This window comes from Candidatus Merdisoma sp. JLR.KK006 (assembly GCF_036941035.1).
GTDB lineage: Bacteria > Bacillota > Clostridia > Lachnospirales > Lachnospiraceae > Laedolimicola.
The window spans coordinates 21,424-39,809 of record NZ_JAYMNS010000003.1 but is presented as its reverse complement, the minus strand read 5'-3'; the positions used below and the strand labels follow the sequence as shown (position 1 = coordinate 39,809).

Sequence of the window (18,386 nt, the reverse complement as noted above, 5' to 3'; positions counted from 1 at the left end):
AAACAGGAATGAATCGGTTGCGTTAAAGAAAATAGCAGAAGGAAAAGATATAAAAGGTATGTGATTTCTTACATACGGTTGATAAATTCTTCTACGGACCGCACTTGTCGGGCCAAAAGGAACCAGCGATCCAGCTGAAAAAAGCTTGTTTGGTGCAGAATCTGTTCCTGGATTCCGAGAGGAACCTTTCCATGATCGGACAATGTTTCCAGAATGCAGCCTGCTTTGCCCTTTGCCATACCCTGTTCCCAGAAAAAAATAGATTTTGGAGAAAAGGAAGGCTGTTTGTATAAATCGTGATTTGTTTCCAAAAAAATCTCCTTTCTGTCTGTAAAAGGGATATGCGGCGAATTGCCAGATAATAAGAAGCTGTTACAAAAGCAGTATAACAAATGAAAATTGTAAAATCAAGGATAATTAAGGAAATGTATTACTTTGTATAAAAATGTCGGCATAAAAGTATTGGCTTGTATAAGAATCAAATATTTTTCAAATGATATTAAAAGATTTAAACAGAGGAATGATAACTTCAAAATGAAAAAAATTGCGTAAACCAGGGTTACTGTTCAGACCCAGCCAATCACTCCGCTGATTGGCTGGGAGCCAGCACAGTTATGGGGCCAGAGGGACTGCCCCTCGCTGAAAGCGACTTAAAATGGGCAGTCCCTGTTACAATTCGCACCCCTATAAACTAAAAACTTTATAAAATCTGACATAGGGTGTGAATTGTAACAAACCAGGAGTTTTGTACAGCAAAAAATACAACATTGAAATGGACAATTTAAGGGGGATATGTTAGAATAATTTACATATGGAATGCTTTGGAAGTATCCCTAGCGCCCGCTTGGGAAAGTCTTACCAGGGCATAACAATTTAAGGAGGAAAAGACAAAATGGCGAGAAAAATGAAGACCATGGATGGTAATCATGCGGCGGCTCATGTATCCTATGCATATTCAGATGTTGCTGCAATCTATCCTATCACACCGTCATCCGTTATGGCTGAGGCTACGGATGAGTGGGCAACACAGGGAAGAACCAATATCTTTGGACAAACCGTACAGGTAACGGAGATGCAGTCTGAGGCAGGTGCGGCAGGTGCTGTACACGGTTCTCTGGCAGCAGGTGCTCTTACTACCACCTTTACTGCTTCCCAGGGTCTGCTGCTTATGATTCCCAACCTGTATAAGGTGGCCGGCGAGCAGCTTCCCGGTGTATTCAATGTTTCCGCACGTGCTCTTGCAAGCCATGCATTATCTATTTTTGGAGATCACTCTGATGTCTATGCATGTCGTCAGACCGGTGCGGCTATGCTCTGTGAGTCCAGCGTGCAGGAGGTTATGGACTTAACGCCTGTTGCTCACTGTGCAGGAATTAAGGGTAAGATTCCGTTCATTAACTTCTTTGACGGTTTCCGGACTTCTCATGAGATCCAGAAGATTGAGACATGGGATTATGAAGATCTGAAGGATATGGTTGATATGGATGCTATTGACGCATTCCGTAAAAATGCTCTGAATCCCAACCATCCCTGCCAGAGAGGTTCCGCTCAGAACCCGGATATTTTCTTCCAGGCAAGAGAGGCATGCAACCCCTACTACGATGCACTGCCTGCAATCGTTCAGGAGTACATGGACAAGGTAAATGCAAAGATTGGAACAGACTACAAGCTGTTTAATTACTATGGTGCAGCGGATGCGGAGCATGTGATCGTGGCTATGGGTTCCGTATGCGATACCATTGAAGAGACTATTGACTATCTGGTAGCAGCAGGCGAGAAAGTTGGCGTTGTAAAGGTACGTCTGTACCGTCCGTTCAGCGCAGAGGCACTGGTAGCTGCTATTCCGGACAGCGTTAAGAAGATTACGGTTCTTGACAGAACCAAGGAGCCCGGAGCTCTGGGTGAGCCCCTCTACCTGGATGTAGTTGCAGCTCTCAAGGGTACAAAGTTCAACGACACACCGATCTTTACCGGCCGTTACGGACTTGGATCCAAGGACACTACACCGGCTCAGATCGTAGCCGTATACAAGAATGCAGACAAGCAGAAGTTCACCATTGGTATCGTAGATGATGTAACCAATCTGTCCCTTGATCCGGGTGCGCCTCTGGTAACTACTCCGGAAGGAACCATCAACTGCAAGTTCTGGGGTCTTGGCGCTGACGGTACGGTTGGTGCAAATAAGAACTCCATCAAGATCATCGGTGACAACACAGACATGTATGCACAGGCTTACTTTGACTATGATTCCAAGAAGTCCGGCGGCGTAACCATGTCTCATCTGCGTTTTGGTAAGAGCCCCATTAAGTCTACCTACCTGATTCACAAGGCAAACTTTGTAGCCTGCCACAATCCTTCCTATGTACGCAAGTACAATATGGTACAGGAGCTGGTAGACGGAGGAACTTTCCTTTTGAACTGCCCCTGGGATATGGATGGCATTGAGAAGCATCTTCCCGGACAGGTAAAGAGCTTTATTGCAAATCACAATATTAAGTTCTATGTAATTGACGGTATTAAGATTGGTAAAGAGATCGGACTTGGCGGACGTATCAACACCGTGCTTCAGTCCGCATTCTTCAAGCTGGCTAACATCATTCCTGAGGAGCAGGCTATCGATCTGATGAAGGCTGCAGCAAAGGCAACCTACGGACGTAAGGGTGATGCTATCGTTCAGATGAACTATGACGCCATTGATGCAGGCGCAAAGCAGATCGTAGAGATTCAGGTTCCCGAGAGCTGGAAGAGCGCAGCAGACGAGGGACTGACTACTACCCATGCAGAGGGCGGAAGAGCGGACGTAGTAAGCTTTGTTAATGATATTCAGGCAAAGGTAAATGCTCAGGAGGGTAATTCCTTACCCGTATCCGCATTTAAGGATTATGTGGACGGCACCACTCCCAGCGGTTCCTCGGCTTATGAGAAGCGTGGCATTGCCGTAGATATTCCTGTATGGCAGCCGGAGAACTGTATCCAGTGTAACAGATGTTCCTATGTCTGCCCACATGCAGTTATCCGTCCTATCGCTATGACTGCAGAGGAAGCAGCAGCGGCACCGGAAGGAACCAAGATGCTGGATATGACCGGAATGCCGGAGTACAAGTTCGTAATGGCTATCTCCGCACTTGACTGTACAGGCTGCGGCTCCTGTGCAAATGTCTGCCCGGGCAAGAAGGGGGCAAAGGCACTTGTTATGGAGAACATGGAAGCCAACATCGAGTCCCAGAAGGTATTCGATTACGGCGTAACCCTGCCGGAGAAAGCAGATGTTATCGCTAAGTTTAAGGAAGCTACCGTAAAGGGCAGCCAGTTCAAGACACCGCTCCTTGAGTTCTCCGGAGCATGCGCAGGCTGTGGTGAGACACCTTACGCTAAGCTGATTACGCAGCTGTTCGGTGACAGAATGTATATTGCAAATGCAACAGGATGTTCCTCTATCTGGGGCAACTCCTCACCCTCCACACCTTACACTGTAAATCAGAAGGGTCAGGGTCCTGCATGGTCCAACTCCCTGTTTGAGGATGCGGCAGAGTTCGGTTATGGTATGAGTCTGGCTCAGCGTGCCGTAAGAGGCGGTCTGAAAGCAAAGGTTGAGGCTCTGATGGTCAAGGCTGGAGACGATGTAAAGGCAGCAGCACAGGAGTGGCTTGATACCTATAATGTAGGAGCAGCCAACGGAGCAGCTACCGATAAGCTGGTTGCGGCTTTAGAGGCATGCGGATGCGACGAGGGCAAAGAGATCCTTAAGGATAAGGATTTCCTGGCTAAGAAGTCTCAGTGGATCTTCGGCGGTGACGGCTGGGCATACGATATTGGTTTCGGCGGCGTTGACCATGTACTGGCAAGCGGACAGGATGTAAATGTAATGGTATTCGATACCGAGGTTTACTCCAATACAGGCGGACAGTCCTCCAAGGCTACTCCTACCGGTGCTATTGCACAGTTTGCAGCAGGCGGTAAGGATGTGAAGAAGAAGGATCTGGCTTCCATCGCTATGAGCTATGGTTATGTATACGTTGCACAGATTGCTATGGGTGCTGACTTTAATCAGTGTGTAAAGGCAATCGCAGAGGCAGAAGCATATCCGGGACCGTCCCTTATCATTGCTTACGCTCCCTGTATCAACCATGGTATTAAGAAGGGCATGAGCAAGGCTCAGACCGAGGAAGAATTGGCAGTTAAGGCTGGTTACTGGCACTGCTTCCGGTTCAATCCGGCTGCAGCGGCAGAGGGCAAGGATGCCTTTACTCTGGACAGCAAGGAGCCCACAGGAGACTACAAGGAGTTCCTGGACGGCGAGGTACGTTACAATGCTCTGAAGCGTGCAAATCCGGAAAGAGCTGCGGAGCTGTTTGACAAGGCGGAAGCAACTGCTAAGGCAAGATATGAGTATCTGAAGAAGCTTGGAGATTTATATAAGGCTGAGTAAGAGTATGAATCATAACGAATGATAGAATGAGAACAGGCAGGAAGAATATGCGCCTATATTTGGTGAATAATGAATGTCTGGAATCGCAGCGGCAGGGCTGCTTCACGGGGAAAATAAGAATTTTTCCCGTGAAGCAGCCCTGCTTTTCTTGACTTTGATTCCGGTAAACGGTATCCTAAAGATGAAATTATAGAAAGGAAACGGAGGCATAAGGATGGAAAAACGAATTGCAATACCAAATACGGATCTGTCCCTGTATCCCATCGGTCTGGGTACTGTGGACGCAGGTCTCAAATGGGATGGGGCAAAAGCGGATCGGATTATCGGCACCTATCTGGAGCAGGGCGGTAATGTAATTGACACGGCACATGTGTATTCTGACTGGGTACCTGGAGAGAAAGCACGTTCCGAGCGTGTGGTAGGCGACTGGCTGGCACGCAGCGGCAAGCGCAGCCAGATCGTGCTGATTACCAAAGGGGGACATCCGGATATGACAAGAACCACTCCGGATCTTCATGAGAGCCGGATGACTCGTGGGGATATGACGGAGGATCTGGACGGGTCACTGAAGCAGCTTCGTACAGATTATATTGATCTCTATTTTTACCACAGAGATAACAGGAGCCAGTCTGTGGAGGAAGAAATTGAGGTCATGGAGGAATTCGTGAAAGCCGGAAAAATCCGTTATTATGGCTGCTCCAACTGGGATGCGGATCGAATGAAAGCTACAGATGACTATTGTGCAAAAAAAGGATACCGCAGTTTCGTGGCAGACCAGAGCCTTTTGAACCTGGGAATGAAGTATATGAATCCTCTTGCTGATGATACATTGGGCTATATCAAAGGCGAGTCTTATCAGTATCATATGGACAATCCCGGAAACCTGGCAATGCCTTATATGGGAAACTGCAGCGGATTTTTCCACATTCTTGAGGCGAAAGGCGAGGAAGGAGTACAGGAAAATGCTTACTATACGCCGGGGAATATGAGGGTGGCCCATAGAATGAAAGAGCTTCAAAAGAGATATGAATGCTCTCTTACGCAGGTGATATTGGGATTTTTCTTTTGCCAGCCTTTTGCCTGCGTTCCTTTGTATGGCTCCTCCAGTCCGGAGCGTGTGATAGATGCCTGCAAAGCTTTGGAAATACCTTTTACAAAAGAGGATTACGTGAAACTGTTAGAAGAATAAAAAGATACTTATGAAAGACTGCTGTGATGTATGCATAAATTTTGTCATATTTAAGTGAATACATTGCGGTAGTCTTATTATTTCAGCGGCTTTTTGTTCATTTCATGTTATTGTTCACCCCCACGCCAATCACTCCGCTGATTGGTGTGGAGCCAATGCAGTTATGGAGCCAAAGGGACTGCCCTTCGCCAAAGGCGACTTTAAATGGGCAGTCCCCGTTGCAATTCACACCTTAATAAATAAAAACCCGGCAAAATCTGGCGTTGGTGTGAATTGTAACGATTTCGTAAAATTTTTACCAAAATGTCACCAAAAAAACCTATAAAAACAAAAAGAAATGTGTTAAACTGGACAAAGAGATAAAAATATTGGGAAACTATAAACAGCAGTATCTCCAACAGTGTCAAAACAATTTATGGAGGCAGCATTTAGCGGACAGAAATTGTTGTATATGGAGTATTAGAAGAGATGCTGCAATACTTGAAACGGGTGATAGTCATGCTGGCCATTGAACGGAAAAATGAGATTCTGGCGATTCTGCAAAAAGAGCAGAGGGTTTTAGTATCGGAGCTGAGTAAACGGTATGATGTGACGGATGAGACGATCCGCCGGGATTTGGAGAAGCTGGAGAGCGAGGGCTATGTAAAGAAGACCTATGGCGGCGCTGTCCTGAATAAAAATACGAAGGTGGATATGCCTCTGCGAATTCGAGAGAAGACGAACCGCAGTGAGAAGCAGATTATTGCCAGGCTGGTATCGGATCTCATAGAAGAAGGAGATCGGATCATGATGGATGCCTCATCTACCTCTCTGATGATTGCTAAGGAGCTGAAGAGCAAGAGTAAGCTGACTGTAATCACCAATTCTGTGGAGGTACTGATTGAACTGGCAGGCCATGAGGGGATTCAGGTGATATCTACCGGAGGAAATCTAAATGAAACCTCCCTGTCTCTGGTGGGAAATGCAGCTCAAAAGGTATTAAATGGCTACCATGTGGACAAAGCGGTTTTTTCCTGCAAGGGAATTGATATTCATAACGGCCTGACAGATTCCAATGAGCTTGACAGTGACATTAAGAATGTGATGTATTCCTGTGCGGATACGGCGGTTCTTGCGGTGGACAGCAGCAAGTTTGACAAGGTTTCTTTTGTAAAAACCATGCAGATGAAGCGGGGCGACATTCTGGTAACAGACCGGAATCTTGCAGAGGAATGGAAGGCATTTCTGGCGGAACGGGGAGTGCGTCTGGTTGTGCCGGAGGAATAAGTGAGGTAATAGGTGACGCAAGGGGTATTGCGGAACTAAAACAGCAATACCCTGACAGTGCCAGAACGATTTATGGACACATGTTTTTGTGGTCAGAAATCGTTCTAGACTAGTGGTGCTGGAAAGGGTATTGCGGAACTAATAATAGAAAGGAATTATTTACTATGGGAGAGGTTTTTTACAATCTGGCGTTTGACTTTGGAGCATCCAGCGGAAGAATGGTTCTTTGCAAGCTGGAGGATGGAAAGCTGGAGCTGGAAGAGCTGCATCGCTTTCCGAACAATGAGGTACGGATCGGAGGACATATTTACTGGGATCTGTTCCGTCTGTATCATGAAATGAAGCAGGGCCTTAAAAAGGCCGCAGCAAAAAAGGTTCCGATTCAAAGTCTGGCTGTGGATACCTGGGGTGTGGACTACGGATTATTTGACAAGGACGGCAATCTGATTGGCAATCCGGTTAATTATCGGGATCCCAGAACAGATGGCGTAATGGAAGAGATTGGGAAGATTATTCCTTTGGAAGAGCTTTACAATCGGACGGGAATTGAGTTTATGTATTTTAATTCCATTTTCCAGCTTTATGCGGAGAAAGGCATGCGTCCGGTGATCCTGGACAATGCCAAGAGACTGCTCTTCATGCCGGAACTGTTTGGGTATTTCCTCACGGGAATTATGTATACGGAGTATACCTTTGCCAGCACTTCTCAGCTTTTGGATGCCAGAAAGCGGGAGTGGGATTTTGATTTGATTGAGAAGCTGGGATTGAAAAAGGAGCTCTTTGGTGACATTGTAATGCCGGGAACTGTTATTGGGGATCTGCTTCCTGAGGTGGAGGAAGAAACAGGACTTTCCGGTGTGAAGCTGATTGCCGTGGGAAGCCATGATACGGCCTCTGCTGTGGCAGGTGCGCCGCTGGAGTCTCAGGATGCGGCATTTTTAAGCTGCGGAACCTGGTCTTTGCTGGGGATTGTTCTGGATGAACCTATTTTAAATGAGACTTCTTATAAGTACAATTACACCAACGAGGGTAGTATTGACGGCAAGATTCAGTTTATGAAGAATATTAATGGTCTTTGGATTATGCAGAACCTCAGAAAGAACTGGTGCGAATTTGAGGAGGAGGTATCTTTCCCGGATATTATCAAGGCAGCCAGAGCAGCCAAGCGTCAGGACTTTATCATCGATCCCAAGGATCCGAGATTTACGGCGCCTTTGAATATGATGAAAGAGATTGTGGCCTACTGCGAGGAAAAGGGCCAGGGCAGACCGAAGGGCTTAGGCGAGATGGCTATGGCTATTTACAATGGTCTGACGGAGGAATACCGGAAGTCTATTGAGGGTATGGAGGAGATTACCGGAAAAACCATTCCCTGTATTAATATGGTAGGCGGCGGCATTCAGGATGAATTGCTCTGCGAGCTGACGGCGAAAGCCACCAAAAAGCGAGTGGTGGCAGGTCCTACGGAGGGGTCCGTCCTTGGGAACAGCATTGTACAGTTTGTGGCCACGGGAGCCGTTAAGAGCATTGCCGAGGGACGTGAGATTATCAAGAATTCTTTTGAATTGAAATTTTATGAGCCGTAAGGGAAAAATCTGCAATTCTAAAAAGCACCTTTATCTTTAAGAGCAAGAACAAAAATTTGAAAAAGCAGAAAAAAATAAGTGTATTCTTGAAGCTGGCAATGGAGGCGGCAAGAGAATTTTGAGAATACATATTAAAGAAGAAAAGGAGGCAGGCTTTATGGAAACACGTATGTATAAGATTCCGGCACAGGCAGATCGGGAGGTGCTGCTTCGAGTTATTCCCGGCCATTTTGCTACCAATCATTCCCATATCAATTACTATATTGATCTGGCCATGCTGAAGACGAGACAGAAAGAGGCGCAGGCTGCGGCCAGGATTTTGGCGCAATACTGCAACTACACGGTGGTGGATACCATTGTCTGTGTGGAGGGGTGTGCCGTAATCGGGGCTTATCTGGCGGAGGAGCTGACCAATGCGGGAATTATGTCCATGAACCGGCACAAGACTATTTACATAGCGAGTCCCGAGCCCCATACGGACGGACAGATTATTTTCCGGGATAATATGCAGATGATGATTCGGGATAAGAATGTGCTGCTTCTTCTGGCTACGGCCACCACGGGAAAAACTCTGGAGCAGAACTTAAAATGCATTGAGTATTACGGCGGAAGAATCCAGGGAATCAATGCTATTTTCAGTGCGGTGAATAAGGCCCGTTCCATTGAAGTAAAGTCCATTTTTACTCAGAAAGATATTCCGGACTACCATACCTATGAATTTCATAACTGTCCTATGTGCAAGAATAATCAGAAAGTGGATGCCATTGTGAATACCTTTGGATACAGCAAGATTGAGTAAATAATAGTGCGGATAGCAGGATAAAGAAAAAGACCTTTCGGATAAAGCCAGAGAGCTGCCGGGAGGTCTTTTTCGCATCTTTTTTGCATCATTTTTCCCAGTTGTTTTTGCTTTATTGAATTTACTTGGGCAATGTGATAAATTATATTTTAGCGGAGGTCGTCCGCCTTAGAAGATACCGTTATGCAGGACTACAAAAGACAGTACAGCCAGGAGGAGATTCATGATGGTACGGGAGTATTTGGAGCAGAATGTGTATGAAGCGCTCAGAAAACGGCTGAAATTTATTTTTGAGGAATTTGACAATATATATGTTTCATTTTCAGGAGGGAAAGACAGCGGACTTCTGCTGAACCTGGTATTGGATTACCGAAAGGAGCATTTTCCAGAGAAACGGATAGGAGTATTTCACCAGGATTTTGAAGCACAGTATACGGTGACAACAGAATATGTAAAGCGAACCTTTGAGCGCCTGAAAAAGGAGCCGGGGGTGGAGCTTTACTGGGTATGCCTTCCCATGGCCACCCGGACGGCGGTGGGAAGCTATGAAATGTACTGGTATCCGTGGGACGATAAAAAACAGGAGCTCTGGGTTCGGGATCTTCCCAAAGGGAAATATGTGATACATATGGGAAATAACCCCGTCACAACTTACCGCTACCGGATGCATCAGGAGGATTTGGCCAAGCAGTTCGGCCGGTGGTATCGAATGTCCCATGAGAACAAAAAAACAGCCTGTCTTCTTGGAATACGGGCCAGTGAATCTCTCCAAAGATACAGCGGATTTTTAAACAAAAAATATGGGTATCACGGAGAATGCTGGATTAGCAGAACCTTTAAGGACGTATGGTGCGCTTCTCCTATGTATGACTGGTCCCTGGAGGATGTATGGCATGCCAATTGTATCTTTGAATATGACTACAACCACCTCTATGACCTTTACTATAAAGCAGGCTTAAAGGTGTCTCAGATGCGTGTGGCTTCACCCTTTAACGATTATTCGAAAGACTCACTGAATCTCTACCGGGTTATCGACCCGGAGATTTGGGTAAAGCTGGTAGGGCGTGTTCAGGGAGCCAATTTTGCCGCCGTTTATGGCAAGACCAAGGCTATGGGCTATCGGAATATAACCCTGCCGGAGGGACACACCTGGAAGTCCTACACGGAATTTCTTTTGGATACCCTGCCTGCCCGGCTTCGCAATAATTATGTAAAGAAGTTCAATACCTCTATTAAGTTCTGGCATGAGACGGGAGGAGGACTGGATGAGGAAACCATTCAGGAGCTTCTGGAGCATGGATATCGGATTCGCCGGAACGGGGTTTCTAATTATACTCTAAACCGGAAGTCCCGCATTGTATTCATAGGGAAGATACCGGATCACACAGATGATATCAAATCCACCAAAGACATTCCAAGCTGGAAGCGAATGTGCTACTGCATTTTAAAAAATGATCATACCTGCCGGTTTATGGGCTTTGGAATCAGCCGCCAGCAGCAAAAGCAGATTGATGCCATTCGGAGCAAATACAAAAGTTTAGAGGAAATGTAATTATGAAATTTAAAAGTCCTGTTTACCAGGTGATATCAGTACCAATCGGAAAGATTGAACCAAATACCTACAATCCCAATACGGTGGCGCCTCCGGAGATGAAGCTGCTCTATGAGAGCATTCGGGAAGACGGGTACACTATGCCCATTGTATGCTATTACGATAAGAGCAGGGATGTGTACATTATTGTGGATGGTTTTCACCGCTATCGGGTAATGCTGGATTACCCGGATATCTATGAGCGGGAGGATGGCCGGCTTCCGGTGTCCGTGATTGATAAGCCCCTTGACCGCCGGATGGCAAGCACCATCCGCCACAATCGGGCAAGGGGAAACCATGACGTGGATTTGATGAGCAATATTGTGAAAGAGCTGCATGATTTGGGACGTTCCGACGCCTGGATTTCCAGGCATCTGGGAATGGATCGGGATGAAATTCTGCGGCTGAAGCAGATTACAGGGCTTGCGGCCCTGTTTCAGGATGTAAAGTTTGGACAGGCATGGAGACCTGCTGAGGAGGAATGGGAAGAGCCATGAACCGGAGGTGGAAGAAAAGCGGAAGAAAAAAAGTAAAAAGGGGCCTGGAAAGTGGGGCCTTGTTCATTGGGCTGCTTTTCTTTCCGATTCTCACCGGAAAGGCAGCCGGAGAGGATGAGGGACTTTTAAGAGAGTATCAGGCTTACGAGGAACGGTTTGCTTCCATTGATCATATGGAGGACCTGGAAGAAAATCAGTATGAGGTCATGAACGATCAGATATTTCCGGTAACTTTGGAATCCATTCGTTCCGAAGAGCTGCTCCTTGTTCCGGCCATTGACCGCAGTCTGAACCGGCTGGCCCTCTTTTTTATGGATGAGGAGGGGCAGGTGGCGTACCGGTATAATCAGCTTGAGGCGAATTACCGGATTGCCGGAGAGCTCAGGCAGGCGGTAAAGGATGTGAGCGGCGTTGCATTTTCAGATGTAAATGGAGACGGCCTTAAGGATATTATCTTAATCAGCCGGTGTGAAAATCCCACAGGAAGCTATGCGGGGATTCCCTATAAGGTGGGAGATGTGATTTTTCAGGGAGAGGGCAGTCTCTACCGGGACTGGCGGATTTCCGATAAAATCAACCGGTTCAGCATGAACAAAAGCACCAATCAGATTCTCTTTTTTGTGAGAGACGGGGTATCCACGGAGTTTCTGTATACGGCAACTACCCTGGAAGAATTGAAAGAGCACGGATTTTCCATTTTTGAGGATCAGCAGTATACACGGGAATTTGAGCGGCTGGGGCGGCTGCAGGTGGTTCCGGGCGTGTTTCGGATGGCCTGGTATGATTTCTTTCTTATTTATCTGGTAAATGAACAGGGGGAGATTGTCTGGAGTTTTCAGCCTATGCTGGATTATGACGGCCTGTATTCTCTTAAGGGAATCAACGGAAGAGATGTGGACGGGGACGGCATGAAGGATCTGGTGGTGCTGGCACGTTACAGCAGAGAGGATGAATCCGGCGAGAAGGTGGTGGAAAATATATGCTCCATTTACTACCAGCGGACCAGCGGCTTTGAGGCGGATACAGGCTTTGAGAATTATTATCAATATACGGAAGAGGATACCATGGAGGACATAATACAAAAGATCCGGGAATACTGGGGATGGCAGGTAGAGACAGATGATTAAGATTTTGATTGTAGACGATGAAAAGCCTATTTGCGATTTGATAGATATTAACTTGTCAGCGGCAGGTTATCAGTGTAAAAGTGTACAGGATGGTCTGGCGGCCATTGACCTGATTGAACGGGAAACCTTTGATCTGATTCTTCTGGATATTATGCTTCCGGGCGCTGACGGCTTTGATATTATGGAATATATTCGCCCCCTGAAGGTTCCGGTTATTTTTATCACAGCCAGGGGAGAGGTAAAGAATAAGATTAAGGGCCTGAAACTGGGAGCGGAGGACTATTTGGTAAAACCCTTTGATGTGCTGGAGCTTATCGCCCGTGTGGAAGTGGTACTGCGCAGGTTCCATAAGACGGAGCAGATTCTTGCCGCAGGGGATGTGACCGTGGACTTAGAGGCCCGGAAAGTGACCAGAGCGGGCCGGCCGGTGGTGCTGACCAATAAGGAATACGGACTTTTAGTGCTGTTTATTCGAAATAAAAATGTGGCCCTTTTCAAAGAAACCCTCTACGAAAAGGTTTGGGGAGACGAGTACCTGGCGGACAGCCGGACCTTGGAGCTTCATGTACAGAGACTTCGCAGAAAAATGGGCTGGGAAAAGAATCTGGTGGCGGTTTATAAGGTAGGGTATCGATTGGAAATCTAACAGCGAAACTGGAATTGGAGGTCTGGCACGTGAAATTTTCGTATAAAATATTGCTGAGCTGTATCATTACCATGGCGGCGGCACTGGGAATCGGCGGATATTTCTTTGTAAATGATGTATTTGAGGCATCCATGGAGCGGGAAATGGAGCAGGCGGCAGACGACAGCAACATTCTCCAGTTTGCATTTGAGACAGCGGCTCTTAATATTCCGGCCAAGTACGATCTGCTTCAAAATTCCGCAGTAAAAGAGATCGGAGCCAATCTGGAAAAACGGGGCCAGGGCTCCACCCGTCTTCTTCGGCTGTCGGATGAAAATCGGGAGATTCTCTATTCCAGCGAGGGCTTTGTGGAGGATACGGAGCTGCTGGTCAATATTCAGGAGCAAATAAGGGTTTATCGTGTGATTCATCCGGATGAACACTATTATATTCAGACAGGAACAGAGATAACTGCTCTGGATCGGACTCTCTATCTGGAAACCATGCGGGACGTGACGGCAGTTTATGAGGAGCGGACCAGGGGCTTTTCCGTATACCGGAATATGATGCTGCTGATTCTGGTCGTAAGTTCTGTGGTTATGTTTTTTATTTCCACCTGGCTGACCAGACCCATACGGCTGCTGACCAAGGCCACAAGGAAAATGACAGACGGAGATTACAGCTATCGGGCGGAGCAGGTGAGCAGGGATGAGATGGGACAGCTGACACGGGACTTTAACCATATGGCAGGAGTGCTGGAGGAGAATATCCATGAGCTGGAGGCGGAGGTGCAGGCCAGAGAGGACTTTATTGCGGCTTTCTCCCATGAATTGAAGACGCCTCTTACGGCCGTGATTGGCTATGCGGATCTGCTGCGTTCCAGAAAATTAGATGATGAGAAGCATTTTCTTTCGGCAAATTATATTTATACGGAGGGAAAGCGCCTGGAAGCCATGTCCTTGCGTCTGCTGGACATTATCGTAACCAAACGGGAACGGCTCTCACCTCAGGATGTGGATGTGGAGATGCTTTTTGGATATCTGAGGGACATGTACAGAGAAAAAAAAGAACATCCTTTCCGGTTCCGGTATGAACCCGGGCATATATGCGGCGAGACGGATCTTCTGAAATCTGTACTCTTGAACCTGGCGGATAATGCCTGTAAAGCTTCTGAGGAGGGACAGCCTATTGAGGTGATTGGAGAAAGCAGGCAGGAAGGATATTTCTTTGCGGTTAAGGATTACGGAATGGGGATTTCAACGGAGGACTGCCAGAGGATCACAGAGGCATTTTACATGGTGGATAAATCCCGTTCCAGAAGTCACAACGGCGCCGGCCTGGGTCTGGCCCTCTGTGCGGAGATTTTGAAGCTTCACGGGAGCAGTCTTAAGATTACAAGTGCCCTGGGGGAGGGAAGCACCTTTGCTTTTTTAATACCTTATGAGCCGGCGGTCCCAAGCTTCGAGGAAAACAGTAGGGTAAAGAGTTCTTTTGGTACACCAAATGAGGAGATGGAAAAGAATGGAACAAAAGAAGGTCAAAAATCTGGCAGTGATAGCGATAACGGTATTGATTCTGCTGGCAGCAGTGCTGGGACCGGAGCAGATCGCCCGTTATAAGGATCACGGAATTATAAATCAAATCACTGAGGAAGAGACGGAGGGCCCGAACCAGGGCTACCGTTATACCTTAAGCAGCAATGAAAAGCTGTATCTGCTGTCAGAGTGCTTAAGCCGTCAGGTGCTTCCGGAAAGTGAATTAAGTGCGGTCACAAGGGCAAAGACGGATAATTCCGCCCAGGGCTATGAGGGGCTGATGGGGACCTATGCCTTTGTGACAAACCGCCAGGGACCCTCAGATAAGGAAATTGCAGACGAGGAAATATTTACTATCTGTAATCAGGAGCTGGAGACCTTGAAGAAGCTGGGCGTTCTGTCAGAGCAGGTAAAGGAAGTAGATCCCTTGGCCTACAGTGCCGTTCTTTATTCGGCTATTGATGTGTTAGAGCCCCAGAACAATATGGCAGTGTGGCATGTGAGCCTTTCTACCAGCCAGCAGAATGCGGACAAGGCCAACCGGCTGATTGATGCTTATATTGATGCGGATTCCGGGAAAATCTACAGCTTTTATGCCCGCACAGACAGCCTGTGGACACAGATGAAGCCGGACCAGATAATGGATGCCTGGGGAGAATATCTGGGGCTTACGGGCAGAGAGACTTATGATTCGGAGAATCCCCTTATGGAAACTACTTCGGATTTTGTGAAATATCGTTTTCCGGGAATGGAGGAAAGGAGCACGATTGTTACGATTGGATTTTACGAAGGGGTCAATGAGGTCTTTATAAAATTGACGTAAAATGTTGTGGAGATTGCAAATGACTGGACAGAGATGATTAGGCAGCAGCCTGCACGGAATAGCTCACCGCAACGAGCGAGAAAACCCCAAGAGCTGGCACTCTTGGGGTTTTCGCTTTGTCTGTGAAAATCAATCGCATTTTTTAGTGATTTCATTAACCAAATCCACCATATTCTATTTTCCCCAAAAAGTCAAGATTTAAATAAATCCAAAAAGCATCCTCAAAAGATGCAAAAATGATGCCAAAAATATGAAATTTTGATGTGCCTTCCGAATATGCTGTAGATAGAGAATAAAAGCTGGATAAGAAGGGGGAGGTACAAATGAGAAAATCCGGTCTGTACACATCGGACTTGTATATAGAATATGCTGGAGCATATAGTGATCCTATTGAGTGGAGGGAGAAATCAATAGGCAGGACAGGGAAAAATATTGCGATTTTTTTGCTGGCTGCCGTCATTGGAATTGTTTCGGTCAATCCTTTGGCAGGACGAATCAATCAAATAAAGGCTGCAATGAGTCAAACATCCAAGGCAGCAATGGCAGGAACTAATTCAACAAAGCTGACGCTGCTGCCTCAGAGCGAGCAGGAGTCAGTACCCGGCATTCCTTTGGGAACACTGGAAAAAGAACCGGGAGATATTCTGATAGTCCTGGATCCGGGACATGGAGGAGAGGATGAGGGCTGTGCTGGGGGCGGCGTGGAAGAAAAAGAGATCAACTTGGGAATCGCCCTTGAAATACAGAGAAAGCTTTTGGAAAAAGGATATCAGGTGCGGCTTACACGAAACGAGGACGTTGGGCTTACCCTGGAGGAGAGAGCAAAAGCAGCCAATGAGACAGGGGCTGATCTCTATATCAGCATTCATCAAAATTCCAGTGAGGAAGCAGATGCGGACGGAATTGAGGTCTGGTACAGCAGCCAGAACCAGGGAGAAGAAAGCGAACGCCTTTCTCGGATAATCCAAAAATACGCAGTTCAAAATACAGGCGCCAGGTCCCGGGAAATAGTAGAAAATGAGGAACCTTATGTGATTCGGGAATGCACAATGCCCTCCTGCCTGATTGAGACCGGATTTCTATCCAATAAGGCGGAGCGTGGAAAACTTGCGGCCCCGGAATATCAGGAACAGTTAGGAGAGGGAATAGCCGCAGGCATAGATGCCTATCTAAACCCCAAAACCATGTACCTGACCTTTGACGACGGTCCCTCTGAGGAGAATACTGCCAGAGTACTGGATATCTTAAAGGCCCGGAACATAAAAGCAACTTTCTTCCTGGTAGGAGAAAATGTAGAAAAGCATCCGGAAATGGCAAAGAGAATTGCAGACGAGGGCCATACCATAGGAATTCACTGCTACAGCCATGACTACAAGGCACTCTACGCCAGCGTAGAAAGCTACCTTGCCGACTTTGAAAAAGCACAGGAGGTTGTAAGAGAAGCAACAGGCATAGAAGTAAAGCTTTTCCGCTTCCCCGGCGGCAGCATCAATAGCTATAACAAACAAGTCTACCAGCAGATCGCCGAAGAAATGACACAGAGGGGATATATCTACTATGACTGGAACGCCAGCCTGGAGGACGCAGTAAAGAATCCAAAAGCAGAAACCTTAATCCAAAATGCAGTATCCAGCACCCTTGGAAGAAAAAAAGTAATCATGCTGGCTCACGATGTAGTAGGAGAAACAGGCCTGTGTCTGGAAGAACTCCTGGATCAATTCCCCGAATATCAGATGGAGTCTCTTACGGAGGAAGTAGAGCCCATCCAATTTTGACATAACATTTCAAAGGAAAGACTAAAGGCAAAGATTTGAAAGCAAAATCAGCCAGTGAACAGAAAAAACATATCCTGACAGGCGTGTCAGCCCAATGGCGGAGCATGGAAGGATATGTTTTTTCTGTTCACTGGCGTCCGTCTCCATAATCTCCATTCTAACTAATTTTGGAAAATATTGTCCCCATGCCCTTGACGCAAGTCCCCGTTTCAACTATAATAAAATCCAAATGAGCAGCGTACAGGAGAGAAACCACTATGGTAAAAAGCATGACGGGCTTCGGCCGCTGTGAGGTATCCGAGGGCGACCGGAAAATGACAGTAGAGATGAAATCCGTGAATCACCGGTATCTGGATGTAAACATCAAGATGCCGAAAAAGCTGAACTTTTTTGAATCAGCCGTCCGCAGCCTTTTAAAGACCTATCTCCAGAGAGGAAAAGTAGATCTGTTTATTACCTGTGAAGATCTTTCGGAAGCAAAAGGCTCTCTAAAATACAACCGGGAGCTTGCTACGGAATATCTGAAATATCTGAATCAGATGGCAGAGGAATTTGGTCTGGAAAATGATATAAAGGCCAGCGCCCTTTCCCGTTACCCGGAGGTTCTGGTGATGGAGGAAGGAGAGGACAATGAGGAAGAGCTTTGGAAGCTTTTAGAGCAAGCCTTGAAAGGAGCCTGCACACAGATGGTAGAGACTCGCTCCAAGGAGGGTGAGAATCTGAAGAGAGATTTGATTGATAAGCTGGATGAGATGCTTGGACATGTGGCATTCATCGAAGAACGCTCTCCCCGGATTGTGTCGGAGTACCGGAAAAAGCTGGAGGACAAGGTACATGAGTTGCTCGCCGACGCACAGATTGAAGAAAGCCGTCTGGCTGCAGAGGTTACCATCTTTGCAGATAAGATCTGTGTGGATGAAGAACTGGTACGCCTGCGAAGCCACATCCAGCACACAAAGGCAGTGCTTCAGGAGAAAGACAGTGTGGGGCGCAAGCTGGATTTCATTGCTCAGGAGATGAACCGGGAAGCCAATACAATTCTCTCCAAAGCAAATGATCTGGAAGTATCTAACCGGGCTATTGAGCTGAAAACAGGAATAGAGAAAGTACGGGAACAGATTCAGAATATCGAATAGAGGGGGCA

General features: G+C 46.9%; 14 protein-coding genes. 13 read left to right on the top strand and 1 reads right to left on the bottom strand.

Features of this window, described 5'->3' with window-relative positions:
- Positions 1–68: 68 nt before the first annotated feature.
- The gene (locus VSQ61_RS03365; RefSeq protein WP_334343023.1) at positions 69–239 is read right to left on the bottom strand and encodes a hypothetical protein; all 171 of its coding nucleotides are present in this window, start codon (positions 237–239) and stop codon (positions 69–71) included.
- Positions 240–892: 653 nt separating this feature from the next.
- Here VSQ61_RS03365 and nifJ point away from each other — a divergent pair.
- From nifJ to VSQ61_RS03300, 13 genes are all read left to right on the top strand, one after another.
- Positions 893–4,429, top strand: a complete 3,537-nt coding sequence (gene nifJ / locus VSQ61_RS03360) for a pyruvate:ferredoxin (flavodoxin) oxidoreductase (RefSeq protein WP_334343022.1) — start codon at positions 893–895, stop codon at positions 4,427–4,429.
- Positions 4,430–4,643: 214 nt separating this feature from the next.
- A complete protein-coding gene (locus VSQ61_RS03355; protein ID WP_334343021.1) occupies positions 4,644–5,618 on the top strand; it encodes an aldo/keto reductase in 975 nt (324 codons plus the stop codon).
- Between the two features lie 468 nt (positions 5,619–6,086).
- A complete protein-coding gene (locus VSQ61_RS03350; protein WP_334343020.1) occupies positions 6,087–6,884 on the top strand; it encodes a DeoR/GlpR family DNA-binding transcription regulator in 798 nt (265 codons plus the stop codon).
- Between the two features lie 164 nt (positions 6,885–7,048).
- Positions 7,049–8,470 carry a rhamnulokinase gene (locus tag VSQ61_RS03345; RefSeq protein ID WP_334343019.1) on the top strand — a complete coding sequence of 474 codons (1,422 nt, stop codon included), beginning with the start codon at positions 7,049–7,051 and terminating at the stop codon, positions 8,468–8,470.
- Positions 8,471–8,627: 157 nt separating this feature from the next.
- Positions 8,628–9,269 carry a type I phosphoribosyltransferase gene (locus VSQ61_RS03340; RefSeq protein WP_334343018.1) on the top strand — a complete coding sequence of 214 codons (642 nt, stop codon included), beginning with the start codon at positions 8,628–8,630 and terminating at the stop codon, positions 9,267–9,269.
- 226 nt (positions 9,270–9,495) lie between these two features.
- Complete coding sequence (locus tag VSQ61_RS03335; protein WP_334343239.1) at positions 9,496–10,821, top strand: phosphoadenosine phosphosulfate reductase; 1,326 nt, start codon at positions 9,496–9,498, stop codon at positions 10,819–10,821.
- Positions 10,822–10,823: 2 nt separating this feature from the next.
- Positions 10,824–11,357 (top strand): IbrB-like domain-containing protein, encoded by a 534-nt coding sequence (locus VSQ61_RS03330; RefSeq protein WP_334343017.1) that lies wholly within the window; start codon positions 10,824–10,826, stop codon positions 11,355–11,357.
- On the top strand, positions 11,354–12,484 hold the full coding sequence (locus VSQ61_RS03325; protein WP_334343016.1) for a VCBS repeat-containing protein: 1,131 nt from the start codon (positions 11,354–11,356) through the stop codon (positions 12,482–12,484). The genes VSQ61_RS03330 and VSQ61_RS03325 overlap by 4 nt, the downstream gene beginning before the upstream one ends.
- Positions 12,477–13,130 (top strand): response regulator transcription factor, encoded by a 654-nt coding sequence (locus tag VSQ61_RS03320; RefSeq protein WP_334343015.1) that lies wholly within the window; start codon positions 12,477–12,479, stop codon positions 13,128–13,130. The genes VSQ61_RS03325 and VSQ61_RS03320 overlap by 8 nt, the downstream gene beginning before the upstream one ends.
- Before the next feature lie 29 nt (positions 13,131–13,159).
- The gene (locus VSQ61_RS03315) at positions 13,160–14,728 is read left to right on the top strand and encodes a sensor histidine kinase (protein WP_334343014.1); all 1,569 of its coding nucleotides are present in this window, start codon (positions 13,160–13,162) and stop codon (positions 14,726–14,728) included.
- On the top strand, positions 14,631–15,467 hold the full coding sequence (locus VSQ61_RS03310) for a hypothetical protein (protein WP_334343013.1): 837 nt from the start codon (positions 14,631–14,633) through the stop codon (positions 15,465–15,467). Before VSQ61_RS03315 ends, VSQ61_RS03310 begins: the two co-directional genes overlap by 98 nt.
- Before the next feature lie 323 nt (positions 15,468–15,790).
- Positions 15,791–17,242: an N-acetylmuramoyl-L-alanine amidase gene (locus VSQ61_RS03305; protein ID WP_334343012.1), complete on the top strand. Its 1,452-nt coding sequence runs from the start codon at positions 15,791–15,793 to the stop codon at positions 17,240–17,242.
- A gap of 257 nt (positions 17,243–17,499) precedes the next feature.
- A complete protein-coding gene (locus VSQ61_RS03300; RefSeq protein ID WP_334343011.1) occupies positions 17,500–18,378 on the top strand; it encodes a YicC/YloC family endoribonuclease in 879 nt (292 codons plus the stop codon).
- Positions 18,379–18,386: the final 8 nt, after the last annotated feature.